We start from the raw sequence: 26,038 nt of genomic DNA, 5'->3' as shown, positions 1-26,038 counted from the left end.
GAACCATGCCTAAATATAGATCAGCCACTACAACTCATGGACGTAACATGGCCGGAGCTCGTGCACTTTGGCGCGCAACTGGAGTTAAAGACGAAGACTTCGGCAAACCCATCATTGCCGTTGTTAACTCATTCACTCAGTTTGTACCGGGCCATGTTCATTTAAAAGATATGGGCCAACTTGTCGCCGGTGAAATTGAGAAAGCAGGCGGTATTGCTAAAGAGTTCAATACCATCGCTGTTGATGATGGTATTGCAATGGGCCATGGTGGAATGCTCTATTCACTACCATCACGCGAGCTGATTGCCGACTCCGTTGAGTATATGGTTAATGCTCACTGTGCTGATGCTATGGTCTGTATCTCTAACTGTGACAAAATCACTCCAGGAATGATGATGGCTGCATTACGCCTTAACATTCCAGTTATCTTCGTTTCTGGCGGTCCAATGGAAGCGGGTAAAACAAAACTTTCAGACCAAATCATCAAGCTCGATCTCGTTGATGCAATGATTCAAGGTGCGGACCCGACAGTTTCCGATGAGCAAAGCGAACAGATCGAACGCTCAGCCTGCCCGACTTGTGGCTCTTGCTCTGGCATGTTTACCGCTAACTCAATGAACTGCCTGACTGAAGCTCTCGGTCTTTCTCAACCGGGGAATGGTTCTATGCTAGCAACTCACGCTGACCGTGAAGCCTTATTCATTAATGCAGGCAAACGCATTGTCGAGCTAACCCGCCGCTACTACGAACAAGATGATACCTCAGCACTACCACGCAATATTGCCAATAAACAAGCATTCGAAAATGCGATGGCATTAGATATCGCTATGGGTGGTTCAACCAATACCGTTTTACATCTACTTGCTGGCGCTCAAGAAGGTGAAATTGATTTCGATATGGATGATATCGATCGTATGTCTCGTCGCGTTCCACACTTATGTAAAGTGGCGCCATCAACGCAGAAATACCATATGGAAGACGTCCATCGTGCTGGTGGTGTAATGGCAATTTTAGGTGAGCTTGATAGAGCGGGCCTAATTAATAATCAAACACGCACCGTTCTTGGCCTTTCGATGCAAGAACAGTTGGCTCAATACGACATCATGCAAACTGATGATGAAGCGGTGTTAACTTTCTTCCGCGCAGGCCCTGCTGGCATTCGTACCACAAAAGCATTCTCTCAAGAGTGTCGCTGGGACCGTCTTGATGATGATCGTGAAAATGGCTGTATTCGCACCAAAGAAAATGCCTTTAGCCAAGATGGTGGTTTAGCCGTTCTTTCTGGCAACATTGCCCTCGATGGCTGCATTGTCAAAACAGCAGGTGTAGATGAGGGAAGCTTAACTTTCCAAGGCCCAGCGGTTGTCTATGAAAGCCAAGATGATGCAGTTGAGGGTATTCTTGGTGGCAAAGTCAAAGCTGGTGATGTCGTGGTGATCAGATATGAGGGACCAAAAGGAGGCCCGGGCATGCAAGAGATGCTCTATCCAACAACGTATTTGAAATCCATGGGACTTGGGAAAGAGTGTGCTCTGTTAACTGACGGACGCTTCTCTGGTGGCACCTCTGGATTATCAATTGGTCACGTATCCCCAGAAGCGGCTAATGGGGGCACTATTGGCTTAGTAAAATCTGGCGATATCATCACTATCGATATTCCAAATCGTAGTATTCAACTTGAAATTAGTGATGAAGAACTGAGTGTTCGCCGAGCACAGCAAGATGCAAATGGCTGGAAACCCGTTGATCGTCAAAGAGAAGTTTCATTCGCTCTAAAAGCTTATGCAAGTATGGCAACAAGTGCAGATAAAGGCGCTGTCCGCGATAAATCGAAGCTTGAGGGGTGGTAAATGACGGACTCTTTTCCGGTGAAAAACCTGAATCAAAGCGGCGCAGATTATCTGCGCCAAATTCTTCGCGCTCCGGTATACGAAGTGGCTAACGTCACTCCGCTACAAGATATGCCAAGATTATCCGCTCGGCTTAATAACAATGTACAAATCAAGCGAGAAGATCGCCAACCTGTACATTCATTTAAGCTGCGTGGTGCTTACAATATGGTAGCTAGCTTATCTAAAGAGCAACAGGCCGCTGGTGTTATTGCCGCTTCTGCAGGCAACCACGCTCAAGGAATGGCGCTGTCGGGAACCAAGCTAGATATCAAAACCATCATTGTTATGCCTAAGACGACACCTGATATTAAAGTCGATGCCGTCAGAAGCTTTGGTGGTAATGTCATCCTACATGGCAATAACTTTGATGAAGCAAAAGCAGAAGCAGAGCGCCTCTCTGACTGCCACGGTTATACTTTTGTTCCTCCGTTCGACCATCCACTTGTGATTGCGGGCCAAGGGACGATTGGCATGGAAATGCTGCAACAAAATGGCCACCTCGATTATATTTTTGTTCCGGTAGGTGGTGGTGGCTTAGCCGCCGGCATCGCGGTTCTCATCAAGCAACTGATGCCTGAAATTAAAGTCATTGCCGTCGAACCTGAAGATTCAGCCTGCTTAAAAGCAGCGCTGGATGCTGGGGAACCTGTGGTGCTCGACCAAGTCAGCATGTTTGCTGATGGTGTTGCCGTCAAACGCATCGGGGAAGAGACATTTCGTTTATGCCAAAAATACCTAGATGGCCACATTACCGTTTCTAGCGATGAAATTTGTGCCGCGGTGAAAGACATTTTTGAAGACACTCGTGCGATTGCTGAACCATCCGGGGCGCTCGCCTTAGCGGGACTTAAAAAATATACAGAGCAACATCAACTGCAGGATAAAAACCTCAGCACTGTATTGTCTGGAGCTAACACCAACTTTCATGGATTGCGCTATGTCTCTGAACGTTGTGAATTAGGAGAAAAACGTGAAGGTTTATTGGCGGTCACGATTCCAGAGCGTCAAGGTGCATTCTTTGATTTTTGTCATTTAATTGGTGGCAGAGCTGTCACTGAGTTTAACTACCGTTACAACGATGACCAACTCGCAAACATCTTTGTTGGTGTTCGCTTGCAAGGTGGTCAGGAAGAGTTGGAGCACATCATCCATGACTTACGTAACGGTGGTTACCCAGTCGTGGACTTATCTGAAGATGAAATGGCCAAACTGCATGTGCGCTATATGATTGGGGGGAAACCCTCGAAACCACTCAAAGAGCGTTTATACAGTTTTGAATTCCCGGAATACCCTGGCGCACTGCTTAAGTTCCTCAGTACATTGGGAACACATTGGAATATTAGCTTATTTAATTACCGAAACCATGGTGCCGATTATGGTCGAGTACTGTGCGGCTTCGAGTTAAATGAAAGCGATCTTGCTCAATTCTCGGCTCACCTACGAGAGCTTGGGTACCAATGTAAAGATGAAACCGATAACCTCTCGTATCAGTTTTTCCTTTCGTAATACAGAGTGGCATTCTAGTTTATAGCCAGCGATATCGCTGGCTTTTTTCTGGTTGCTAGTGGGCTCCAGAATAAATGCGTGATGCGCATTAATAAAATGCTAAAGTTTCATTTTAGTCATAGCCAATATGCGACTAAACTGTTTCTAGCCTAATTATTATTGCTGAATCCATTTGGAGAACCCTATGTTTAACGCTCTAATCCTAAATCAAGAAGACAAACGTACTACTGCTAGCATTGAACAAATCGATGAAACACAACTTCCTGAAGGTGATGTGTTAATCGAAGTTGATTACTCATCCCTTAACTACAAAGATGGCCTAGCAATCACAGGCAAAGGCAAAATCATTCGTAACTTCCCAATGGTTCCAGGTATTGACTTAGCCGGCACCGTAATCAGTTCTGAAGATGCTCGTTACCAAGCTGGTGATAGTGTTGTATTAACGGGTTGGGGCGTTGGTGAAAACCACTGGGGTGGTATGGCACAACGTGCTCGTCTAAAAGCAGACTGGCTAGTACCACTACCAAAAGGCCTAGACAGCAAAAAAGCAATGATGGTGGGTACTGCTGGTTTTACCGCAATGTTATGTGTTCAAGCTCTACTTGATGCTGGTGTAAAACCAGAAGCTGGTGAAGTTCTAGTAACAGGTGCAAGCGGTGGTGTAGGCTCAGTAGCTGTCACTCTATTAGCACAACTTGGTTATAAAGTTGCAGCCGTAACAGGTCGTGTTGAACAAAACGGTCCACTACTAGAAAAACTTGGTGCAAGCCGAATTATCGACCGTGCTGAATTTGCAGAACCAGCTCGCCCGCTTGAAAAACAAATCTGGGCAGGCGCAGTTGATACTGTTGGTAGCAATGTATTAGCGAAAGTACTCGCACAAATGGATTACAACAGTGCCGTTGCAGCATGTGGCCTTGCTGGTGGTTTCGATTTACCAACGACGGTTATGCCATTTATCTTACGTAATGTACGTCTACAAGGTATCGATTCAGTATCTTGCCCAACAGAAAAACGTATTGCTGCTTGGGAAAAACTGGTTGAACTACTACCAGAAAGCTACTTCGAGCAAGCATGTACTGAAGTTGAACTTGCTGAAGCACCAAAATTTGCAGAAGACATTACTAATGGCCAAGTGACTGGTCGTGTGGTCATCAAACTGTAAGCTTTAACGTAGCCAAGTATTAATGGCAGCAGTTATTAAGCACAAATAGAAAACCGAGCCAATGCGCTCGGTTTTTTATTTCTATGCCAAAGACCTAAGCCAAATCAGATACAAAAGAGTATGCGTGGTCCTAATTTTAACCGAGCCCCATATCTTCTATTCGCTTGGCAATCAATCGACTGCACTCTTCTTTTAAGACTGAGCGAAGCCATTCTTGAGCCGGTGAATGTTCACAACGTTGATGCCAGATCATCGAGTAGTCAAATGGCGTAAAATGGAAAGGCAATGGTTTCACCGCAAGATCATATCGATCGGCCACTAAATACGCCAAATCTGCGGGAACTGTGATAATTAAAGGCATAGTATCAACAATCGCCAGTGCCGCCTCTAAATGATAGGCACGCAGTACCATTTTGCGCTGAGGTAGCCCAACAAGAGCTTGCTCAATGAGAGCTTTCACGCCATCACTAATCGCGATCATTGCATGGGGATAACTCAAATAATCCTCAAGGCTAAGCGCTTTGTCTGCCAATGGGTGGTGACGAGATAACAGACATAACACGCCAACGCGACCGAGAATTTCACTTCGCAGAGGCTCAACAGACGCTGTCGGGCGACAAATGGCTAAGTCAGCTCTTTCATAAATAAGTTGATCGCTCAGACGGTCATGATAAAGCGGTAAAAAGTTAATCGATACTTTAGGTGCTTCTTGATAGATACGCGGTAAAGCGAAAGGCAAAATAGTTTGCATCGCATAGTCAGTTGTCGCAATCGTAAAATGTTGATCGCACTTAGACGGCTCAAACTCTATCGGGGACAAAAGCTGACGAAGAGATTCTAAAGGTTCACCCAAAGCGGCATTCAGTTCGAGCGCCTTCTCGGTTGGAATTAACTGCTGACCCTGACGAGAAAAAAGAGGATCGTTCAACAAGACTCGCAAGCGCCCTAGCACTCGACTCATCGCTGACTGACTTAAATTCAAACGAGTTGCCGCTTTACTCACACTGCATTCTTCGATTAATACACGCAGCGCGACCAGTAAATTGAGATCGCGACGATAAACTTCTTCCAACTCCACAAAGCAGCACTCTTCAATACAATAATGCTTAAATTGTACTCTATGTGAAAATCACCTCAAACTAAGCAATAGTGTTTCTCATAAATTACAGGCAAAAAAATCCCGCCTTTCAGCGGGGAAGCCCAAGAAAACTGGGGATAGTGTCGGAATGTAACTTTGTGGATAGTAAAAAATGTGTCGCTTATCCCTTTCTCACTTGAAGTATATTTATCCGTATCCCTACAATAACGGTTAAAAAAGTAAGTAGCAGAATCATGACAATTGCTAGTGAATGCTGCTAGTGGGAAAGCATCTATGTACAAAAATACCTCAAACAGAATTTGAACAGATGGTCAGTCCTTTCAAATCTGATAAAATACTATCGCACAACCCATTTGTTACCAACTTGTTAATTAAGTTAAAACAATTTGTTTCATTTGCCAAGTGATTATTGAATATTTTTTCTTCACTAGTATCATCTACCCCCAATTCGAGTAATAAAGATACGACCATGACATTTAATTCAGAACAGGCCACGCTGACCTTAGAAGCTGAGGGATTACGCTGCCCAGAGCCAGTCATGATGGTCAGGAAGACAATCAGAAATATGCAAGATGGGGAAGTTTTGTTGGTAAAGGCTGATGACCCATCAACAACGCGCGATATTCCGAGCTTTTGCCGTTTTATGGACCATCAGTTGATTGCAGCGCAAACAGAACAACTACCCTTTCAATACTTGATTAAGAAAGGGCTGTAAGTCATTTTTGATAGGCTTTAAATCTATAGTGAATATAGTGAAAATAAAACGGCTGCTATAGAAGCAGCCGTTATTAATTCTATTGGTCATACTCAATAGTACGAACTTCAGACTCTAATTTATTGATCTGTTTTTTCATCGCACGCATTTCCGCATGCATCGGGATGATATGTGCGACGCGAATCCAAGATTCAACGGTTAGACCCGCTAAAATAATTGCGCCAGCAACCATTGGTAACCACATGTCGGTTAATGCCATACCTAGTAGCGTCAGCATAAAACCCAACGTAAATAAATAGCTCTGACTTTTTGCAGTCATACCCATGTAACGTGTCAGCATAATCTTGCCCTCTCGCTATCATTCACATGATTAAAGTAACATGACAACTATGACACTAATATGTCATTCGTCACGCTACAAGACGATTTTATTCATTGTTTGAAGTCGCTTAAGATCCTAGGTTACTCCTACAAACCACAAAACAACATCCTCTTATAATTAAATTTCATCATCTGCATTTTGCTATAGATGTTCGGTAGATTTTTGCGATAGACACAAGGTATGACTTCATGAGTCACTGTTTATCCACACTATGTAACCGGTGTTATAAACTCGATTCTTACTCGACGTTTATTAATCAACTTAACGACTCGCTCCATGGGCGTCACTCACTCGTTCCGGTATCTTGAAGTCACTTGGGTATATAAATTCAACTAAACGACATTTTTGTCCAAGAATTAATCAAGATTATCGCTACTCCCATCTACAATATCTGGTTATACTTGATTGTTATTTTTTTTAAATCATTCAGAAGAATCGCGCGAACCTGACTATGCAAAAATACGATATCAAAACCTTCCAGGGAATGATCCTCGCGCTGCAGGATTATTGGGCTCAAAATGGTTGTACGATTGTTCAACCGCTAGATATGGAAGTAGGTGCTGGCACCTCTCACCCAATGACATGTCTACGTGCACTTGGCCCTGAGCCAATGGCAACAGCGTATGTTCAACCTTCACGTCGTCCGACCGATGGTCGCTACGGTGAAAACCCGAACCGTCTGCAGCACTACTATCAATTCCAAGTAGCTCTAAAACCATCTCCAGATAACATTCAGGAGTTGTACCTAGGCTCACTTGAAGTTCTTGGTGTCGATCCGCTTGTTCACGATATTCGCTTTGTAGAAGACAACTGGGAAAACCCAACATTGGGTGCTTGGGGTCTTGGCTGGGAAGTTTGGCTAAACGGTATGGAAGTAACGCAGTTTACTTACTTCCAACAAGTTGGCGGCCTAGAGTGTAAGCCTGTAACTGGCGAGATCACTTACGGTATTGAACGTCTAGCAATGTACATCCAAGAAGTAGACTCAGTGTATGACTTGGTATGGAACGTAGCACCAGACGGTTCAAACGTCACTTACGGTGATATCTTCCACCAAAATGAAGTTGAGCAATCAACTTACAACTTTGAACACGCAGATGTTGAATTCCTATTCAGCTTCTTCGAACAGTGTGAGAAAGAGTGTAAGCAGCTACTTGAACTTGAGAAGCCGCTACCGCTACCTGCTTACGAGCGCATCCTAAAAGCAGGCCATGCTTTTAACTTGTTAGACGCACGTAAAGCCATCTCTGTAACTGAGCGTCAACGTTACATCCTCCGTATCCGCGATTTGACTAAGTCAGTCGCAGAAGCGTACTACGCATCGCGTGAAGCACTTGGTTTCCCAATGTGCCGCTCTGCAGAACAAAAAGCGAATAACGAGGAGAAGTAACCCATGGCGCACAATTTTCTAATTGAACTAGGTACCGAAGAACTTCCACCGAAAGCTCTTCGCTCACTAGCAGAAGCCTTTGCCGCAAACTTTGCTGCAGAGCTAAACAACGCTGAAATCGCATTTGACGATCTTAAGTGGTACGCGACCCCTCGTCGTCTTGCTCTTAAAATTGCTAACCTAGCAGAAAGCCAAGCTGACAAAATCGTTGAAAAACGTGGTCCTGCTGTTTCTGCTGCATTTGATGCAGAAGGTAATGCAACTAAAGCTGCTCAAGGTTGGGCTCGTGGTTGTGGCATCACTGTTGACCAAGCAGAACGCATGGTTACAGATAAAGGTGAGTGGCTACTATTCAAGCAAGAAGTAAAAGGTCAGCCAGTTAAAGAGCTTGTGGTTGATTTTGCTGCTAAAGCACTTGCAAACCTACCAATCCCAAAAGCAATGCGTTGGGGTAACTCAGACATTCAATTTATCCGTCCAGTAAAAACGCTAACGATTCTACTTGGTGACGAGTTAATCGAAGGTGAAATTCTAGGCGTTGCTTCTACGCGTACTCTACGTGGTCACCGCTTCATGGGTGAACGCGAGTTCACGATTGATTCTGCTGATCAATACCCTGCGATTCTAGAAGAACGCGGTAAAGTAATGGCAGATTACGATGCGCGTAAAGCTATCATCCTTGCTGATGCACAAAAAGCAGCAGCAGCAGTGGGTGGTGTCGCGGATCTCGAAGATGACTTGGTTGAAGAAGTTACGTCACTGGTTGAATGGCCTGTCGTGCTAACAGCGAAGTTTGAAGAAGAGTTCCTAAAAGTACCTTCTGAAGCCTTGGTTTACACCATGAAAGGTGACCAAAAGTATTTCCCTGTCTACGATGACAACAAGAAATTACTACCAAACTTCATCTTCGTATCAAACATTGAATCGAAAGAACCTCGCCACGTTATCGAAGGTAACGAGAAAGTGGTTCGTCCACGTCTAGCTGATGCAGAATTCTTCTTCAATACTGACCGTAAGAGCCCACTGATTGATCGCCTACCGCAACTTGAAACGGCTATCTTCCAGAAGCAACTTGGTACTATCAAAGACAAAACAGATCGCATTACTGAACTTGCTGGCTACATTGCTGAGCAAATCGGTGCTGACGTTGAGAAATCTCAACGTGCTGGTCTGCTAGCGAAATGTGACCTAATGACCTCAATGGTATTCGAATTTACCGATACCCAAGGTGTTATGGGCATGCACTACGCTACCCATGATGGTGAAGATGAACAAGTTGCACTAGCACTTTACGAGCAATACATGCCTCGTTTCGCTGGTGATGACCTACCAAGTACTGGCATCTCTTCAGCAGTCGCGATGGCAGATAAGCTAGATACGATTGTTGGTATCTTCGGTATTGGCCAAGCACCAAAAGGTTCGGATCCATTCGCGCTACGTCGTGCGTCTCTTGGCGTACTACGTATTATCGTTGAAAACGGCTACAACCTAGATCTTGTTGATTTGATTGCTAAAGCGAAATCGCTACTTGGCGACAAACTAACTAACGCTAACGTTGAAGCTGACGTACTTGAATTCATGCTAGGTCGTTTCCGCGCATGGTACCAAGACGCAGGCTTTAGTATCGACATCATTCAAGCGGTATTGGCGCGTCGTCCAACTAAACCAGCAGATTTCGACCAACGTGTTAAAGCGGTATCTCACTTCCGTGAGCTAGAAGCAGCAGAAGCACTTGCAGCAGCGAACAAGCGTGTGGGTAATATCCTGGCGAAATTTGATGGCGAACTCGCCTCTGAAATCAATCTAGCACTTCTTCAAGAAGATGCTGAGAAAGCGCTAGCTGAAAGCGTTGAAGTGATGACAGAAGCACTAGAGCCGGCATTCGCAACGGGTAACTACCAAGAAGCACTAAGCAAACTGGCAGATCTACGTGAGCCAGTGGATGCATTCTTCGACAACGTAATGGTAATGGCTGATGACGAAGCGTTGAAAACCAACCGTCTAACTCTGCTAAATAACCTACGTAACCTGTTCCTACAAATTGCAGATATCTCTTTACTGCAAAAGTAAGTTACTGCAAAAGTAAGCTCGGTTTCACATATTAAATGCTTTTAACTTAAGCCCAACTCATCGGAGTTGGGCTTTCTTTTTATAGAATACTTAAAATTGTGCTTTTCGTCATATTCTCATTGAGGTATGTTCAAGGATTACTCGATTCGTCAGCAAAGCACTGACGCCATACACATGAAAGCAAACACAATGTATTAGGTTTAACAAAGCATGCAGTTCTCTAAATTCGGTGAAAAATTTAATCAGTACTCTGGCATAACCCAGTTAATGGATGACTTAAATGATGGTTTACGCACACCAGGTGCCATCATGCTTGGAGGGGGAAACCCAGCGGCCATTCCAACTATGCTCGACTACTTCCGTGACACCAGCGAAGAAATGCTCGCCAGTGGAGAACTCATTGCGGCACTCGCCAATTATGATGGCCCGCAAGGTAAAAATGTCTTTGTTAAAGCTTTAGCAGCACTGCTAAAAGAAACTTATGGCTGGGATATCAGTGAAAAGAACATCAGCCTAACCAACGGCAGTCAAAGTGGCTTCTTTTACCTATTCAACCTTCTGGCAGGTAAACAGTCTGATGGAACACACAAGAAAATACTTCTACCGTTAGCACCTGAGTATATCGGCTATGGGGATGCGGGTATTGATGAGGATATCTTTGTCTCTTACCATCCAGAGATTGAGCTACTTGATGGTGGTTTGTTTAAATACCACGTCGATTTTGAGCAATTGACTGTGGATGAGTCCGTTGCCGCTATTTGTGCTTCTCGCCCAACCAATCCAACAGGAAATGTTCTCACTGACGAAGAGATCCACAAGCTGGATAAATTGGCTCGTCAACACAACATTCCACTCATTATTGATAACGCTTACGGTTTGCCTTTCCCTAATATCATTTTTGAAGATGTACAACCTTTCTGGAACGACAATACCATCCTATGTATGAGCCTATCTAAATTAGGTTTGCCAGGGGTACGTTGTGGCATCGTGATTGCCAATGAAGAAACGACCCAAGCAATGACAAACATGAATGGCATCATTAGTTTGGCACCTGGAAGTGTTGGACCAGCAATCGCTCATCGTATGATTGAAAAAGGTGACTTGCTTAAGCTAAGTACTGAAGTGATAAAGCCTTTCTATAAGCAAAAAGCTCAACGTGCCGTAGAGTTATTGCAACAAGCAATTACCGATTCTCGCTTTCGTATTCATAAGCCTGAGGGGGCTATATTTCTATGGCTATGGTTTGATGAACTACCAATAACAACAATGGAACTGTACAAGCGCTTGAAAGCTCGTGGTGTACTCATTGTTCCCGGTGAATATTTCTTTATCGGACAGAAAGATGATTGGGAACATGCTCATCAGTGTTTACGAATGAACTACGTACAAGATGATGAAATGATGCAAAAAGGCATCGCGATGATTGCGGAAGAAATTGAAAAAGCCTATTCAGCCTGAGGATTAATTCAGTCGTCACGAGTATTTTAGATCAAAAAAGAGCGCCTCTTTTATTTCGCTTTTGTTATCACAAAAGTAAGGGCGCTCTTTCACTCTTTATCAAATCACAACGAGATTAACTCTCTATAAGGTTGCTACCATTAATCGTAATTTTACGTGGTTGCATTGCTTCTGGTATTTCACGTTCTAGGTCAATGTGGAGTAAACCATTTTCCATACTTGCCCCGATCACTTTTACATAATCAGCCAGTTGGAATTTACGTTCAAAGTCACGTTCAGCAATACCTTGGTAAACGTAATTTTTACCCTCTTCAGCTTGGCGTTCACCTTTAACAATCAGCATGTTCTCTTTCTGAGTCAAATCAAGTTGCTCTTCAGCAAAGCCAGCTACTGCCATCGTAATGCGGTAGTGATTTTCATCTTGCTGTTCAATATTGTACGGAGGGTAACCACCAGATGTATTCTTTGCTGATGTGGTTTCCATCATATTAAGTAGGCGATCGAAACCAATTGCGTTGCGGTATAAAGGAGTGAAATCTACAGTTCTCATTATGCTATCCTTCTAGTAAGCAATAGTCTTAGTCGTGAGAGTAGGCATGAGTCGATTAAAGACTCTATCTGTATTACAGATCAACGACTAAGGGATCCTCATCCATTCCACTGACTTTCTTTTAAGTTCGGGGACATGGTGATGAATCAAATTAAATTGTCAGTGGCACTCGTTATCCTCTCCTGAGCGATACGTTGCCAACTCGTTCCAAGGTCCAATCATTGGCATCCTCTTCACTTATAGATATGCGGCCGCACCAAATCCCTTTCAAGGGATGTGTCGAAAATAATTTATGTTCACGATTTCCTACGCCCCTATAACGCAAAAAAGCACCACCCTAAGGCAGTGCTTTTAAACATTATCTAGATAAATTTAGGTTTACTTTTATCACAGCAGGATAAGCTAAGTTCAAGGAGGTGGCGCGCAGCATACAAGCGTATGTGAGCACCTCCGACGCTGAAATCAGCTAATCCAGCAAAGAGAAAAGAACCTAAACGTCTAGGTTAGCTACTTTTAACGCATTCTCTTCGATGAAGTTACGACGAGGCTCAACTTGGTCACCCATTAGCGTCGTAAACAATTGGTCTGCGCCTACTGCATCTTCAATGGTTACTTGCATCATGCGGCGAGTTTCAGGATCCATTGTCGTTTCCCATAGCTGATCTGGGTTCATCTCACCTAGACCTTTGTAACGCTGTAGGCTTAGACCACGACGAGACTCTTTGATTAACCACTCAAGAGCACTAGCAAAGCTAGATACAGGTTGGGTACGCTCACCACGCTTGATGTAAGCTTCATCTTCAATCAAGCCATTAAGAGCTTCAGATAGCGTTGCAAGTTTGCTGTACTCTTTCGAGTTCAACAGATCAGCACTTAACGGATAGTTGTGTGTCACACCGTGAGTACGAACAACAATCTTAGGTAAACTTAAACCTAGCTCTTCATGAACTTCTACTTCAAAGCTGTATTGGCTTGCGCCTGCTTCTTTTGCATTAAGTTGTTCAACAAGTTGTGTCGTCCATGCTTCAACAGCCGCTGTCTCTTTACACTGCTCTGTCGTTAAACGAGGCGTATAAATCAACTCATGAATCAGTGCACGAGGATAACGACGGCTCATACGATCCACCAGCTTAATCGCAGCATTGTATTGCTGAACAAGCTTCTCTAGAGCTTCACCTGATAGCGCTGGCGCTTCTGGGTTAACGTGTAGAGCTGCATTATCCAGTGCCAACGACACTTGATACTGGTTCATTGCATCTTCATCTTTAATGTACTGCTCTTGCTTACCTTTCTTCACTTTGTAAAGTGGTGGCTGAGCGATGTAGATGTAGCCACGCTCAATAAGCTCAGGCATTTGACGGTAGAAGAACGTCAATAGTAGTGTACGAATGTGCGAACCATCGACGTCCGCATCGGTCATGATGATGATGTTGTGGTAACGCAATTTATCCGGGTTGTATTCATCGCGACCAATACCACAACCTAATGCAGTAATCAGTGTGGCAACTTCTTGTGAAGACAACATTTTATCGAAACGTGCTTTCTCTACGTTAAGAATCTTACCTTTTAGAGGAAGAATTGCTTGGTTCTTACGGTTACGCCCCTGCTTGGCTGAGCCGCCAGCAGAGTCCCCTTCCACAATGTATAGTTCAGAAAGAGCAGGATCTTTCTCTTGGCAGTCTGCCAGTTTACCTGGAAGACCCGCTAAATCTAATGCGCCTTTACGACGAGTCATTTCACGAGCTTTACGCGCTGCTTCACGAGCACGTGCTGCATCAATGATTTTTGAACAAACCATCTTAGCTTCTGACGGGTTCTCAATAAGGAACTCTGACAGTTTTTCGCCCATTGCAGATTCAACCGCTGATTTTACTTCAGAGGAAACCAATTTATCTTTAGTTTGGCTTGAGAACTTAGGATCAGGTACTTTTACAGAAACAACCGCCGTTAGACCTTCACGTGCATCATCACCTGAAGTTGCTGTTTTTGCTTTCTTAGAGAAACCTTCTTTATCCATAAAGCTATTCAGTGTACGCGTAAGCGCCGCACGGAAGCCAGCAAGGTGAGTACCACCATCGCGTTGTGGGATATTGTTAGTAAAGCAGTAGATATTTTCTTGGAAGCCATCGTTCCATTGCATCGCAACTTCAACGGTAATACCGTCTTCACGCTCAAAATCAAAGTGGAAAATCTTATCAATAATTGGCGTTTTATTTGTATTAAGATGCTCAACAAAAGCTTGAATACCACCTTCAAACTCAAAATGATCGCTTTTATCTTCTTCACGCTCATCGCGCAATTTGATGGATACACCAGAGTTCAGGAAAGATAGTTCACGTAAGCGCTTAGCTAAGATATCGTAATGAAATTCTACAACATTAGTAAACGTTTGATCGCTTGGCCAAAAACGGATTTTAGTACCCGTTTTATCTGTATCGCCCACTACCGCTAGCGGTGCTTGTGGTTCACCATGGCAATAGGTTTGCGTGTGAATATGACCACCACGATTGATAGTCAGCTCTACTTTTTCTGACAAGGCGTTTACTACTGAAACACCAACGCCATGTAGACCACCCGATACTTTGTACGAGTTATCATCAAACTTACCGCCAGCGTGAAGTACCGTCATGATAACTTCAGCAGCAGATACATTTTCTTCTGGGTGTAATTCGGTTGGAATGCCACGACCATCATCACTGACTGAAACAGAGTTATCCTCATGGATTGTCACAACGATGTCTTTACAGTGACCAGCCAACGCTTCATCAATTGAGTTATCCACCACCTCAAATACCATGTGGTGTAGGCCGGTGCCATCATCCGTGTCGCCGATGTACATACCTGGACGCTTACGAACCGCATCCAGACCCTTTAGTACTTTAATACTCGATGAATCGTAATTTTCAGACATGAATTATCTTCCGCTATTTATACTTGCTCTATTGTGCCATGTTCCACATGGAACATCTTGCCTTTCTCGTCATTCATATCAACGATATGGCTGTCAGTAATAGAACTTACAAAAACTTGAGCCCCCGTCTCTTTTAAGCAGTCAGCTAACCGCTTACGACGTTGACTATCTAATTCCGATGCAAAGTCATCAATAAGGTAAATGCATTGCTTCCCGGTCATTTCCGTTAAATGTTGTCCTTGCGCTACGCGCAATGCACACACCATCAACTTAAGTTGACCCCGTGATAGCACATCTTCAACTGGTGTTGCGTTTACCTTGATGCGTAAATCCGCCTTATTGGGACCACTAAATGTGTACCCTAAAGCTTGGTCACGTTCAAAGTTCTTCTCGAGGATTTCTTGATAAGACGTATCTTTGTCCCACCCTCGATAATACTTCAATTGAATATCAAATTCTGGCAAAAAGGTTTTGCAGATTTGCTCAGCTTTAATTTTCATATTTTCGACGTAGATGCTACGCCATTGACTAATGCTTTCAGCCAGGTGTGCAAGCTCTTGATCCCAGTAACTGAGTTCTCGATAGCTTTTCGCGCTCTTTAGTAACGCATTGCGTTGTTTACTTAAGCGCTTAAAACGGCCCCATGCATCAAAGAAAGATGGCTCCGTATGAAATACGCCCCAATCTATATATGCACGTCGATGTTTCGGGCCATCTGTCAACAAATCAAACCCCTCAGGGTGAATAAGTTGCAATGGTAATACTTGCGCCAGCTGAGCGAGTTTTTGCCCAGATTGACCGCCTATTTTAACTTCAGTTGTCCCGTCACGCTGCTTATTAATGCCAATGGGTAACTCAAATTGATCCGAGTTCAAAAAACGGCCGTGCACGAATAGCTCGCTGCACTCATTTTGAATCACTCGCCCAGTCAGTGAGCTTTTAAACGAGCGACCATGACCAAGCATATAGATGGCTTCCAATACGCTAGTCTTGCCACTACCGTTAGGACCAATAAGAAAGTTAAAGCCTGCTGATAATTCGATATCACAGGCTTTAATATTGCGAAACTGCTGAATAACAAGTCGAGAAAGCGGCATGTTATAGACGTATCGGCATCACCACATACATGGCACTGTCATCATCGGCATTTTCAATCAATGCACTTGCATTTGCATCCGACATTGAAATGCGGACGGTTTCACAGCGTAAGGTATTTAGAACGTCCAATACGTAGCTAACGTTAAAGCCAATTTCGATGGCATCGCCCTCAAAAGAAACATCTAGCATTTCTTCTGCTTCTTCTTGTTCTGGGTTGTTAGCGGTAATGCGCATTTCTGTGTTTGCTAGATTAACGCGTACACCACGGAATTTTTCATTCGAAAGAATTGCAGCACGAGAAAATGCCTGGCGCAATTCATCGCAGTTTGCTTCTAGCGTTTTAGTGGTCGTTTGCGGCATTACACGACGGTAATCAGGAAAACGGCCATCAACTAATTTAGAGGTAAAGACAAAGTTGTTCACTTCAGCACGAAGATTAGAGCTACCGATTTGCAAAACAACAGGTTGCTCTGGCGCATCTAAAAGTTTCACTAATTCTTGTACACCTTTGCGTGGAACAATGATCTGTTTCTGCGCAAAATCGGCACCAAGAGCTACTTGAGATACCGCCATACGGTGGCCATCAGTCGCGACACTACGAAGAGTCGTCCCCTCAATTTCAAATAACATACCATTAAGGTAATAACGCACATCTTGGTTTGCCATTGAGAATTGAGTTTTTTCAACTAAACCACGTAATTCAGCTTGAGTCAGTGAAACTTCAACTTCACTTTGCCAATCTTCAATATTTGGAAAATCATTAGCAGGTAAAGTCGCCAATGAGAAACGACTACGACCAGAACGAACTTGAACACGCTCTCCCTCTAAAAGGAAAGTAATGATAGCGTTGTCAGGTAAACCACGACAAATATCAAGAAACTTACGTGATGGAACCGTCACACTACCGGTTTCAAAGTCCCCCTCAAGGGTGACTCGGCTAATCAGTTCAACTTCAAGATCCGTTGCCGTCATCGACAGTACGTTGTCTTCCACTTTAAGTAGTAAGTTGCCTAAAATTGGCAAAGTAGGACGTCCACCCAAAGCACCAGAAACTTGCTGTAATGGCTTTAACAAGTGGCTACGTTCAATGGAAAATTTCATAGTGCGCTCTTTCTATCAGGATTCTTTATTGCGTTTAAAAGTCAGGTGATGGATACCATCATCTATTAAGACGAAAGCGTACGAATCAAATTTGAGTAATCTTCTTTGATATCGTGGCTCTCTTCGCGCAGTTGGGCAATCTTACGACATGCATGTAAAACAGTCGTATGATCGCGTCCGCCAAAAGCATCACCAATTTCAGGTAAGCTATGGTTGGTCAACTCTTTTGCTAGTGCCATCGCAAGCTGGCGAGGACGAGCAACTGAGCGAGAACGACGCTTCGACAATAAATCTGCGACCTTTATTTTATAATATTCCGCGACAGTTTTTTGAATATTATCGATAGTCACCAACTTTTCTTGCAAAGCAAGTAAATCACGAAGTGCTTCACGTACGAAATCAATGGTAATTGGACGGCCAGTGAAGTTTGCGTTGGCAATAACACGGTTCAACGCCCCCTCAAGTTCACGCACATTTGAGCGTAAGCGTTTCGCAATAAAGAAAGCCACTTCATCCGCTAAGTGAATTTGGTGATCTTCTGCTTTCTTCATCAAAATCGCAACGCGCGTTTCCAACTCAGGAGGCTCGATCGCCACAGTCAAACCCCAACCAAAGCGAGATTTTAAACGATCTTCAACCCCATTGATCTCTTTTGGATAACGGTCTGAAGTTAATATGATCTGCTGGTTCCCTTCCAATAACGCATTGAACGTATGGAAGAACTCTTCTTGAGAGCGTTCTTTATTAGCAAAGAATTGAATGTCATCGATAAGTAACGCGTCAACACTACGGTAGTAACGTTTAAATTCTTCAATCGCGTTGTTTTGCAGTGCTTTAACCATGTCTTGAACAAAACGCTCAGAGTGCATGTAAACCACTTTCGCGTTTGGTTTATTATCAACAATCGCATTACCAACCGCGTGCAAAAGGTGTGTTTTACCTAAGCCAGTACCACCGTATAGAAACAGTGGGTTATAAGCTGCGCCAGGGTTATCCGATACTTGACGAGCAGCGGCCAAACCAAGTTGGTTCGATTTACCTTCGACGAAGTTATTAAATTTATGTTTTGGGTTTACGTTTGAGCGATGGTTGATATTCGCCATTGCCTGCTCATCATCATCCCATGTTTTATGGACTGGTCTGCGTGCCTGCAATTGAGCAGGTGCTGATGATTCAGCTGCGACATCAGCAGGAGTACGTTTAGGTACTGCACGTACAGCCGCAACAGGGCGACTACCCACTTCAAAACGTAAGTTAGGAATGTCGTTACCGCAAAATTCTTGCAATAGCCTATTAATGCTATTGAGGTACTTATCGCGGACCCAATCTAATACAAAACGATTTGGTGCAAAAAGGGTGAGCGTATTGTCATTGAGCTCTGCTTGTAACGGACGTACCCACATACTGAATTCTGTAGCTGGTAACTCTTCTTGAAGCTGTTGCAAACATTGCAACCAAAGCGAAGATGACACGGTGCCCCCACTCGAAGTAATAGATCGGAAAAGACTGATAATTTTACCTGTTGATAACCAAGATCACCAGCAAATGATCGACGATCCAGTGAATAAGATCTGAGTTATTCACAATATTTCCTCGCTTATTCGAGTGATCCACACATCATGCCCCATTATTACTCACACATTGATCCACATTTAGCGGTTTTTAGCGAGATCCAGCAATTGGTGATAACTCTGTGAATTGTTGTTCTGAGATCGACCTATTTTTCTCACTATTTTTGTTTTTTGGAGAGATTGATTGGGTTAAAAGTATTGAAAACGATCAACTTATTACTAACACGTCTAGGTTATTGCACTTAGTTATTTATCTAACTAAGTAAAGTAACAGTAGTATTTATCTCCATAATTACATGGAGTCATAATATGAAAAACTGGATTAAGGTTGCCATTGCAGCTATCGCTCTTTCTGCTGCTACCGTTCATGCAAGCACCGAAGCTATCAGCGACGTAAAAGTGGGGATGTCTGGACGATATTTCCCATTTACATTTGTTAAGCAAGACAAGCTACAAGGGTTTGAAGTCGATTTGTGGGATGAAATTGCTAAACGAAACCACTATAAGGTTGAATATGTAACTGCCAGCTTTTCCGGACTCTTTGGGCTACTCGAAACCGGTCGCATTGATACTATTTCCAACCAAATTACGATAACCGACGACAGAAAAGCCAAATATCTATTTGCAGAACCTTATGTCATCGATGGTGCACAAATTACCGTACGCAAAGGTAATGATGATATTAAGACGATTGACGATCTTGATGGCAAAACGGTCGCTGTAAACCTTGGTTCTAACTTTGAACAGTTACTTCGCGATCATGATAGTGACGAAAAGATTACGATTAAAACCTACGACACGGGTATCGAACATGATGTCGCCCTTGGACGAGTTGATGCATTTGTTATGGATCGTTTATCAGCACTAGCCTTGATCAAAAAAACGGGTCTGCCACTACAACTAGCCGGTCAACCTTTTGAAACGATCGAAAATGCCTGGCCATTTGTTGATAACGCAAGAGGTCGTCAATTACAAAAAGAAGTCAATGACGCTCTAATTCAAATGCGTAATGACGGTACCTTAAGCGCAATCTCAACGAAATGGTTTGGTGCTGATATCTCTCAGTAATACCTCTGCCCTTTTTATCCGTTGTTCTTATACCCAAAGGTGGCGCTGACAACTCCACCTTTTCTCTTCTTTATAAAGGTAAGCCTAATGGGATTTGATTTACACTACATGCTGGAATTACTACCAATACTGCTTAAGTATTTGGCGACCACCATGGAAATGGCCTCGTGGGGTTTACTGTTTGCTCTCATCTTGTCTGTTATTTTAGCCAATATTCGAGTATTCAAAATTCCAGTACTCAATCAATTAAGTCAGCTCTATATTAGCTTTTTCCGTGGTACCCCTTTACTCGTCCAGCTATTTTTACTCTATTACGGGTTACCGCAGATATTTCCTTTCATGGTTGGACTGGATGCATTTTCAGCCGCTGTCATTGGCTTAACGCTTCATTTTGCTGCTTATATGGCAGAAAGCATTCGTGCAGCCATAATGGGGATCGATCGCAGCCAAATGGAAGCCAGTCTATCTGTCGGTATGACAACCACTCAGGCTATGCGACGAATTATTTTACCGCAAGCGACGCGTATCGCCCTCCCATCTCTGATGAACTATTTCATCGATATGATCAAATCGACATCACTCGCTTTTACGTTAGGTGTAACTGAAATTATGGCTCGAGCTCAAATGGAAGCATCATCTAGTTTCCGTTTTTTCGAAGCCTTTTTAGCCGTCGCCCTCATCTATTGGGCAATAGTCGTTATATTGACCCATGTTCAAACCTGGGCAGAAGTAAAACTCAATAAGGCATACGCTCGATGATTAAACTCCATAATATTCATAAGAAATTTGGTGAAGTCTCTGTACTCAACGGCATTGATCTTGAGATAAAAAAAGGAGAAATCATTGTTATCATCGGCTCGAGCGGTACTGGCAAATCAACACTACTGCGATGCATCAATTTTCTTGAGCATGCAGATAGCGGTACGGTTACCATTGGTGATGTAACGGTGAACAGTGAAAGTCACACTAAAGCAGAATTATTAGCATTAAGACGAAAAACTGGGTTTGTTTTTCAAAATTATGCATTATTTTCTCACATGACTGCCAAGCAAAACATCGCAGAAGGGCTGATCACGGTTCGTGGATGGAAAAAAGAACAAGCACTTATCCACGCCCAGAAGATTTTAGAAAACATCGGTCTTGGGGATAAGTCTAACCAATATCCAGCCGCCCTTTCAGGGGGTCAACAGCAGCGTGTTGGCATCGGTCGAGCTATGGCTCTCCAGCCAGATTTATTACTATTTGATGAGCCAACATCGGCATTAGATCCTGAATTAGTGGGCGAAGTCCTTAATTTAATGAAAGATCTTGCCAAAGAGCATCAAACCATGTTGGTTGTCACTCATGAGATGCAATTCGCCAAAGAAGTCGCCGACCGTGTGATCTTTATGGCTGATGGCAAAATTATTGAGCAGGGATCTCCACAGGATATATTCAGTAATCCACAAGATCTTCGCTTACAAAAATTTTTACGTCAGGTCGGCTAAAAATAAAGATCATCGAATCGAACGATCGATCCTTGAGATTTTGCTCACACTACGTATAATCGTCCGACGCGGAATTTCACTCACATGAGTCGTTGACACAAATAGTGAGTGTGATTACAATTCCGCCTCTTTGTTGAGAGGCGTCGGTCGTCCTCTTTATATATAAAGAAAGACTAGGTACCCACGCCGGGTTAACTTAAGAACCTAAAACTACTGATCAGTAAGGTATTTATCATGAAACGCACTTTTCAACCTACAGTTCTAAAGCGCAAGCGTACTCACGGCTTCCGTGCACGCATGGCAACTAAGAACGGCCGTAAGGTTATCAATGCACGTCGTGCAAAAGGCCGTGCGCGCCTTTCAAAATAATCATTAGTTTATTTTGAGTACGTACGCGTTCAATCGGGAGTTACGCTTGTTAACTCCCGAGCATTATCAAAAAGTCTTCCAGCAAGCTCATAGGGCTGGCTCACCTCATTTCACCATCATTGCACGTAACAATAGCCTATCTCATCCTCGACTAGGTCTAGCAGTTCCAAAAAAACAGATTAAAACCGCCGTTGGTCGAAATCGTTTTAAACGTCTAGCACGTGAAAGCTTCCGTAATTCTCAACATAAACTTCCTAACAAAGATTTTGTTGTTATTGCAAAGAAAAGCGCGCAAGATTTAAGCAATGAAGAAATGTTTAATTTGCTTGATAAATTATGGCAAAGACTGTCTCGCCCATCTCGTGGGTAGCGATCGGACTTGTCCGAATTTACCAATGGTTCATTAGTCCTCTTATTGGACCACGATGTCGTTTTACTCCAACTTGCTCTACATATGCGATAGAAGCGTTGAAAGCTCACGGTTTTGTAAAAGGATGTTGGTTATCAAGCAAACGTCTATTAAAATGCCACCCTTTAAACGATGGGGGTTTTGACCCCATTCCTCCAGTACAAAAACAAGACAGAGATAAATAACGATGGATTCTCAACGTAATATCCTGTTTATCGCGCTAGCACTGGTTTCTTTCTTGCTGTTTCAACAATGGCAAGTTGCAAAGAATCCTACTCCTCAGCCGGTTGAACAGTCTCAATCCAGCAGTACCCTACCTGCACCATCATTAGCTGATGAGCTTGACCCTATTTCAGCTCAACAAGCTTCAGCCAAAACGATTACTGTCACAACAGACGTATTAACTCTGTCGATTGATACCGTTGGTGGTGATGTAATCGAAGCGGAACTGAACCAATACGGTGCCGAACTAGATTCAAAAGACCCGTTCGTTCTTCTACAAGACGATGCTGGTCATCAATATATCGCTCAAAGTGGCTTAGTTGGTCCTCAAGGCATCGACTTGAGCAGCACAAATCGTCCTCACTACACAGTTAGCGCAGATACATTCACTCTAGCTGATGGCAAAGACGAGCTGCGCATTCCAATGACTTATACAGCCAATGGTCTGCAGTACACTAAAACTTATATCATGAAACGTGGTAGCTACGCTCTTGACGTAGAATACGACGTGACAAACAAATCTGGTACCAATGCAACTTTCGGAATGTACGCTCACTTGCGTCACAATCTGACTGATTCAGGCGGCAGCATTACGATGCCAACGTACTTAGGTGGTGCATACTCAACTGAAGATACGCGCTACAAAAAGTACAGCTTTGAAGATATGCAAGACCGCAACCTGTCTATCAACCTTGCCAATGGCGAAGGTTGGGCTGCAATCATTCAGCACTACTTTGCATCAGCGTGGATTCCTCGCAACGAACCAGGCACAAACCTTTACACTCGCGTAATTGGTAACCTAGGTGATATTGGTATTCGTATGCCAAATAAAACTATCGCTGATGGTGACAACGCACAGTTCAAAGCGACGCTATGGGTTGGTCCAAAACTTCAAGATCAAATGGCAGCAGTTGCTCCAAACCTTGACCTTGTAGTGGACTACGGTTGGTTATGGTTTATCGCAAAACCTCTACACTGGTTGCTATCAACGATTCACGGTTTTGTTGGAAACTGGGGTCTTGCAATCATGCTACTGACGTTTGTTGTTCGTGGTGCTATGTACCCACTAACTAAAGCTCAGTACACTTCTATGGCTAAAATGCGCATGCTGCAACCTAAACTGCAAGCAATGCGTGAGCGTATTGGCGACGACCGTCAACGCATGAGCCAAGAAATGATGGAACTGTATAAGAAAGAGAAAGTGAACCCATTGGGTGGCTGTCTACCTCTTGTACTGCAAATGCCAATCTTCATCGCACTTTACTGGGCGTTGATGGAATCAGTAGAACTGCGTCATTCTCCATTCTTCGGTTGGATTCATGACCTTTCAGCGCAAGACCCATACTACATCTTGCCACTACTGATGGGTGCTTCTATGTTCATGATTCAGAAGATGAGCCCAACAACAGTTACAGACCCAATGCAGCAGAAGATCATGACCTTTATGCCGGTTATGTTTACATTCTTCTTCCTGTTCTTCCCATCAGGTCTAGTTCTTTACTGGTTGGTATCGAACATCGTAACGCTTATCCAGCAAACTCTAATCTACAGATCGCTGGAAAAGAAAGGCTTACATACTAAGTAAGTAGAAATAACCCTTAAAAGGCGGCCAAAAGGTCGCCTTTTTTATTTGAGCTGATTACAATTCAGCTAATCTCTTATTGACCGATGTTCCAACGAGAACAAATAGAACAGGCACGATTATGACTACAGATACCATTGTCGCCCAAGCAACTGCACCCGGTCGTGGTGGTGTGGGAATTATCCGAGTATCCGGTCCTCAAGCCGCCCAGGTCGCGCTGGAAGTGACAGGCAAGACCCTACGCCCTCGTTATGCTGAGTACCTACCCTTTACCAATCAAGAGGGCTCTCAGCTAGACCAAGGTATCGCTCTCTTCTTCCCAAACCCTCATTCTTTCACTGGTGAAGATGTACTTGAACTACAAGGTCATGGTGGCCCAGTAGTAATGGACATGCTAATTAAGCGCATTCTTCAGATACCTGGCATTCGTACAGCTCGACCAGGTGAGTTTTCAGAACGTGCTTTCTTAAATGACAAGCTCGACTTAGCGCAAGCAGAAGCGATCGCTGATTTAATCGATGCCAGTTCTGAAGAAGCTGCAAAATCGGCGTTACAATCACTACAAGGCGCGTTCTCACAACGAATCAATACTCTTGTTGATTCACTAATCTATCTACGAATCTACGTAGAAGCAGCCATAGACTTCCCTGAAGAGGAAATTGATTTTCTAGCTGATGGAAAGGTTTCTGCCGACTTACAAGCGATTATCGATAACCTAGCAGCAGTACGCCAAGAAGCAAACCAAGGCGCGATTATGCGCGAAGGTATGAAAGTGGTAATCGCTGGGCGCCCTAACGCGGGTAAATCGAGCCTACTGAATGCATTGTCAGGCAAAGAATCCGCGATTGTGACTGATATTGCTGGCACAACACGGGATGTTTTACGTGAACATATCCATATTGATGGTATGCCGTTACACATTATTGATACAGCAGGCCTACGTGAAGCGTCTGACGAAGTAGAAAAAATTGGTATTGAACGAGCTTGGGATGAAATAAAACAGGCCGATCGCGTATTATTTATGGTTGATGGAACAACGACCGATGCAACCGATCCAATAGAAATTTGGCCTGATTTTGTTGATCGTCTTCCTGATAGCATGGGAATGACTGTGATCCGCAATAAAGCCGATCAAACCGGTGAAGATCTCGGGATTTGCCACGTTAATTCACCAACATTAATCCGTCTATCGGCAAAAACAGGCCAAGGCGTTGATGCGCTACGTACCCACCTTAAAGAGTGTATGGGCTTTGCTGGCGGGCATGAAGGTGGATTTATGGCACGTCGTCGACACCTAGAAGCGTTAGAGAAAGCAGCGAATCACCTTGATATAGGCCAACAACAACTCGAAGGTTATATGGCTGGAGAGATATTAGCTGAAGAGTTGCGCATAGCACAGCAGCATCTCAATGAGATCACCGGAGAGTTCAGCTCAGACGATCTTCTTGGACGGATCTTCTCGTCTTTCTGCATCGGCAAATAATCGAATAAACGCGGCATATATAGCCGCGTTTTGACTATAAGGAATAAGCATGATCCACATTATTACTGGCAGTACATTAGGTGGCGCTGAATACGTCGGTGACCACCTTAGTGACTTGTTGGTTGAGAAAGGCCACACCACAAAAATTCATAACCATCCCTCTCTTGAAGAAATCGAAGCTGATGGAACTTGGTTAGTCATTACCTCCACTCATGGTGCTGGTGATTACCCAGATAACATTAAATCGTTCATTGAGACGTTACAAAATACACCACCTCGTATGAATAACGTTCAATTTGCTGTGATAGGCATTGGTGATTCTAGCTATGACACCTTCTGTGCAGCAGGAAAACATGCTCATCAACTACTAGAAGATATTGGCGGTCGTGCCATTTCTGACTGTTTCACTATCGATATACTGCAAAGTGGTGTCCCTGAAGATGCCGCTGAAGAGTGGTTATTGGAACATATTACTCATTTCTAGCTCTCAGCAGTGGTCAAAATATTGAT

Annotated in this window: 23 protein-coding genes; 16 read left to right on the top strand and 7 right to left on the bottom strand. The window is 43.7% G+C overall.

Translation table 11 applies throughout. The features are described from left to right. Positions 1 to 5: 5 nt before the first annotated feature. The 3 genes from ilvD (at position 6) to acuI (ending at position 4,563) form a co-directional block, all read left to right on the top strand. Complete coding sequence (gene ilvD / locus DZ860_RS19645; protein WP_120034527.1) at positions 6 to 1,850, top strand: dihydroxy-acid dehydratase; 1,845 nt, start codon at positions 6 to 8, stop codon at positions 1,848 to 1,850. Continuing rightward, positions 1,851 to 3,398 (top strand): threonine ammonia-lyase, biosynthetic, encoded by a 1,548-nt coding sequence (ilvA, locus tag DZ860_RS19640; RefSeq protein ID WP_120034525.1) that lies wholly within the window; start codon positions 1,851 to 1,853, stop codon positions 3,396 to 3,398. A gap of 184 nt (positions 3,399 to 3,582) precedes the next feature. Then, positions 3,583 to 4,563: an acrylyl-CoA reductase (NADPH) gene (gene acuI, locus DZ860_RS19635; RefSeq protein WP_120034523.1), complete on the top strand. Its 981-nt coding sequence runs from the start codon at positions 3,583 to 3,585 to the stop codon at positions 4,561 to 4,563. Positions 4,564 to 4,699: 136 nt separating this feature from the next. Here the strand turns inward: acuI and DZ860_RS19630 are convergent, their stop codons facing one another. Then, a complete protein-coding gene (locus DZ860_RS19630; RefSeq protein ID WP_120034521.1) occupies positions 4,700 to 5,641 on the bottom strand; it encodes a LysR family transcriptional regulator in 942 nt (313 codons plus the stop codon). 490 nt (positions 5,642 to 6,131) lie between these two features. On the opposite strand from DZ860_RS19630, the gene tusA reads away from it, so the two are divergent. Continuing rightward, a complete protein-coding gene (tusA, locus tag DZ860_RS19620; RefSeq protein WP_120034517.1) occupies positions 6,132 to 6,377 on the top strand; it encodes a sulfurtransferase TusA in 246 nt (81 codons plus the stop codon). Positions 6,378 to 6,456: 79 nt separating this feature from the next. Here tusA and DZ860_RS19615 read toward each other — a convergent pair whose 3' ends face one another. Further along, positions 6,457 to 6,717 carry a hypothetical protein gene (locus DZ860_RS19615; RefSeq protein ID WP_120034515.1) on the bottom strand — a complete coding sequence of 87 codons (261 nt, stop codon included), beginning with the start codon at positions 6,715 to 6,717 and terminating at the stop codon, positions 6,457 to 6,459. Positions 6,718 to 7,210: 493 nt separating this feature from the next. Between DZ860_RS19615 and glyQ the strand changes: the two genes are divergently transcribed. The 3 genes from glyQ (at position 7,211) to DZ860_RS19600 (ending at position 11,677) form a co-directional block, all read left to right on the top strand. Continuing rightward, positions 7,211 to 8,149 (top strand): glycine--tRNA ligase subunit alpha, encoded by a 939-nt coding sequence (glyQ, locus tag DZ860_RS19610; RefSeq protein ID WP_006713780.1) that lies wholly within the window; start codon positions 7,211 to 7,213, stop codon positions 8,147 to 8,149. 3 nt (positions 8,150 to 8,152) lie between these two features. Further along, complete coding sequence (glyS, locus tag DZ860_RS19605; RefSeq protein WP_120034513.1) at positions 8,153 to 10,219, top strand: glycine--tRNA ligase subunit beta; 2,067 nt, start codon at positions 8,153 to 8,155, stop codon at positions 10,217 to 10,219. A 210-nt stretch (positions 10,220 to 10,429) separates the two neighbouring features. Further along, entirely contained in the window at positions 10,430 to 11,677 is a 1,248-nt protein-coding gene (locus tag DZ860_RS19600) for a valine--pyruvate transaminase (RefSeq protein ID WP_120034512.1), read from the top strand. 115 nt (positions 11,678 to 11,792) lie between these two features. On the opposite strand, the gene DZ860_RS19595 is transcribed toward DZ860_RS19600, so the two are convergent. From DZ860_RS19595 to dnaA, 5 genes are all read right to left on the bottom strand, one after another. Further along, positions 11,793 to 12,227, bottom strand: a complete 435-nt coding sequence (locus DZ860_RS19595; protein ID WP_120034510.1) for an Hsp20 family protein — start codon at positions 12,225 to 12,227, stop codon at positions 11,793 to 11,795. 490 nt (positions 12,228 to 12,717) lie between these two features. Next, a complete protein-coding gene (gene gyrB, locus DZ860_RS19590; protein ID WP_120034508.1) occupies positions 12,718 to 15,138 on the bottom strand; it encodes a DNA topoisomerase (ATP-hydrolyzing) subunit B in 2,421 nt (806 codons plus the stop codon). Between the two features lie 17 nt (positions 15,139 to 15,155). Further along, a complete protein-coding gene (recF, locus tag DZ860_RS19585) occupies positions 15,156 to 16,235 on the bottom strand; it encodes a DNA replication/repair protein RecF (protein WP_120034506.1) in 1,080 nt (359 codons plus the stop codon). A 1-nt stretch (position 16,236) separates the two neighbouring features. Next, positions 16,237 to 17,337: a DNA polymerase III subunit beta gene (gene dnaN, locus DZ860_RS19580; protein ID WP_120034504.1), complete on the bottom strand. Its 1,101-nt coding sequence runs from the start codon at positions 17,335 to 17,337 to the stop codon at positions 16,237 to 16,239. Positions 17,338 to 17,402: 65 nt separating this feature from the next. Continuing rightward, entirely contained in the window at positions 17,403 to 18,809 is a 1,407-nt protein-coding gene (dnaA, locus tag DZ860_RS19575; protein ID WP_120034502.1) for a chromosomal replication initiator protein DnaA, read from the bottom strand. Positions 18,810 to 19,217: 408 nt separating this feature from the next. On the opposite strand from dnaA, the gene DZ860_RS19570 reads away from it, so the two are divergent. From DZ860_RS19570 to mioC, 9 genes are all read left to right on the top strand, one after another. Continuing rightward, a complete protein-coding gene (locus DZ860_RS19570; RefSeq protein ID WP_120034500.1) occupies positions 19,218 to 19,976 on the top strand; it encodes an amino acid ABC transporter substrate-binding protein in 759 nt (252 codons plus the stop codon). Between the two features lie 87 nt (positions 19,977 to 20,063). Continuing rightward, a complete protein-coding gene (locus DZ860_RS19565; protein WP_120034499.1) occupies positions 20,064 to 20,735 on the top strand; it encodes an amino acid ABC transporter permease in 672 nt (223 codons plus the stop codon). Next, positions 20,732 to 21,463 (top strand): amino acid ABC transporter ATP-binding protein, encoded by a 732-nt coding sequence (locus DZ860_RS19560; protein WP_120034497.1) that lies wholly within the window; start codon positions 20,732 to 20,734, stop codon positions 21,461 to 21,463. The genes DZ860_RS19565 and DZ860_RS19560 overlap by 4 nt, the downstream gene beginning before the upstream one ends. 234 nt (positions 21,464 to 21,697) lie before the next feature. Further along, on the top strand, positions 21,698 to 21,832 hold the full coding sequence (gene rpmH / locus DZ860_RS19555) for a 50S ribosomal protein L34 (RefSeq protein ID WP_005378825.1): 135 nt from the start codon (positions 21,698 to 21,700) through the stop codon (positions 21,830 to 21,832). A gap of 46 nt (positions 21,833 to 21,878) precedes the next feature. Further along, positions 21,879 to 22,202, top strand: a complete 324-nt coding sequence (gene rnpA, locus DZ860_RS19550) for a ribonuclease P protein component (RefSeq protein ID WP_243641891.1) — start codon at positions 21,879 to 21,881, stop codon at positions 22,200 to 22,202. Continuing rightward, positions 22,169 to 22,426 (top strand): membrane protein insertion efficiency factor YidD, encoded by a 258-nt coding sequence (gene yidD, locus DZ860_RS19545; RefSeq protein WP_120034493.1) that lies wholly within the window; start codon positions 22,169 to 22,171, stop codon positions 22,424 to 22,426. Before rnpA ends, yidD begins: the two co-directional genes overlap by 34 nt. Positions 22,427 to 22,428: 2 nt before the next feature. Next, a complete protein-coding gene (yidC, locus tag DZ860_RS19540) occupies positions 22,429 to 24,048 on the top strand; it encodes a membrane protein insertase YidC (protein ID WP_120034491.1) in 1,620 nt (539 codons plus the stop codon). Positions 24,049 to 24,166: 118 nt separating this feature from the next. Further along, positions 24,167 to 25,528, top strand: coding sequence for a tRNA uridine-5-carboxymethylaminomethyl(34) synthesis GTPase MnmE (mnmE, locus tag DZ860_RS19535; RefSeq protein ID WP_120034489.1), 1,362 nt, complete (start codon positions 24,167 to 24,169; stop codon positions 25,526 to 25,528). A gap of 49 nt (positions 25,529 to 25,577) precedes the next feature. Further along, positions 25,578 to 26,012 (top strand): FMN-binding protein MioC, encoded by a 435-nt coding sequence (mioC, locus tag DZ860_RS19530; RefSeq protein WP_120034487.1) that lies wholly within the window; start codon positions 25,578 to 25,580, stop codon positions 26,010 to 26,012. Positions 26,013 to 26,038 lie beyond the last annotated feature (26 nt).

The sequence above is a fragment of the Vibrio sinensis genome, assembly GCF_003605645.1.
Taxonomy (GTDB): Bacteria; Pseudomonadota; Gammaproteobacteria; order Enterobacterales; family Vibrionaceae; genus Vibrio; species Vibrio sinensis.
The sequence above is the reverse complement of the archived record's forward strand: the minus strand, read 5'-3'. Positions and strand labels throughout refer to the sequence as shown.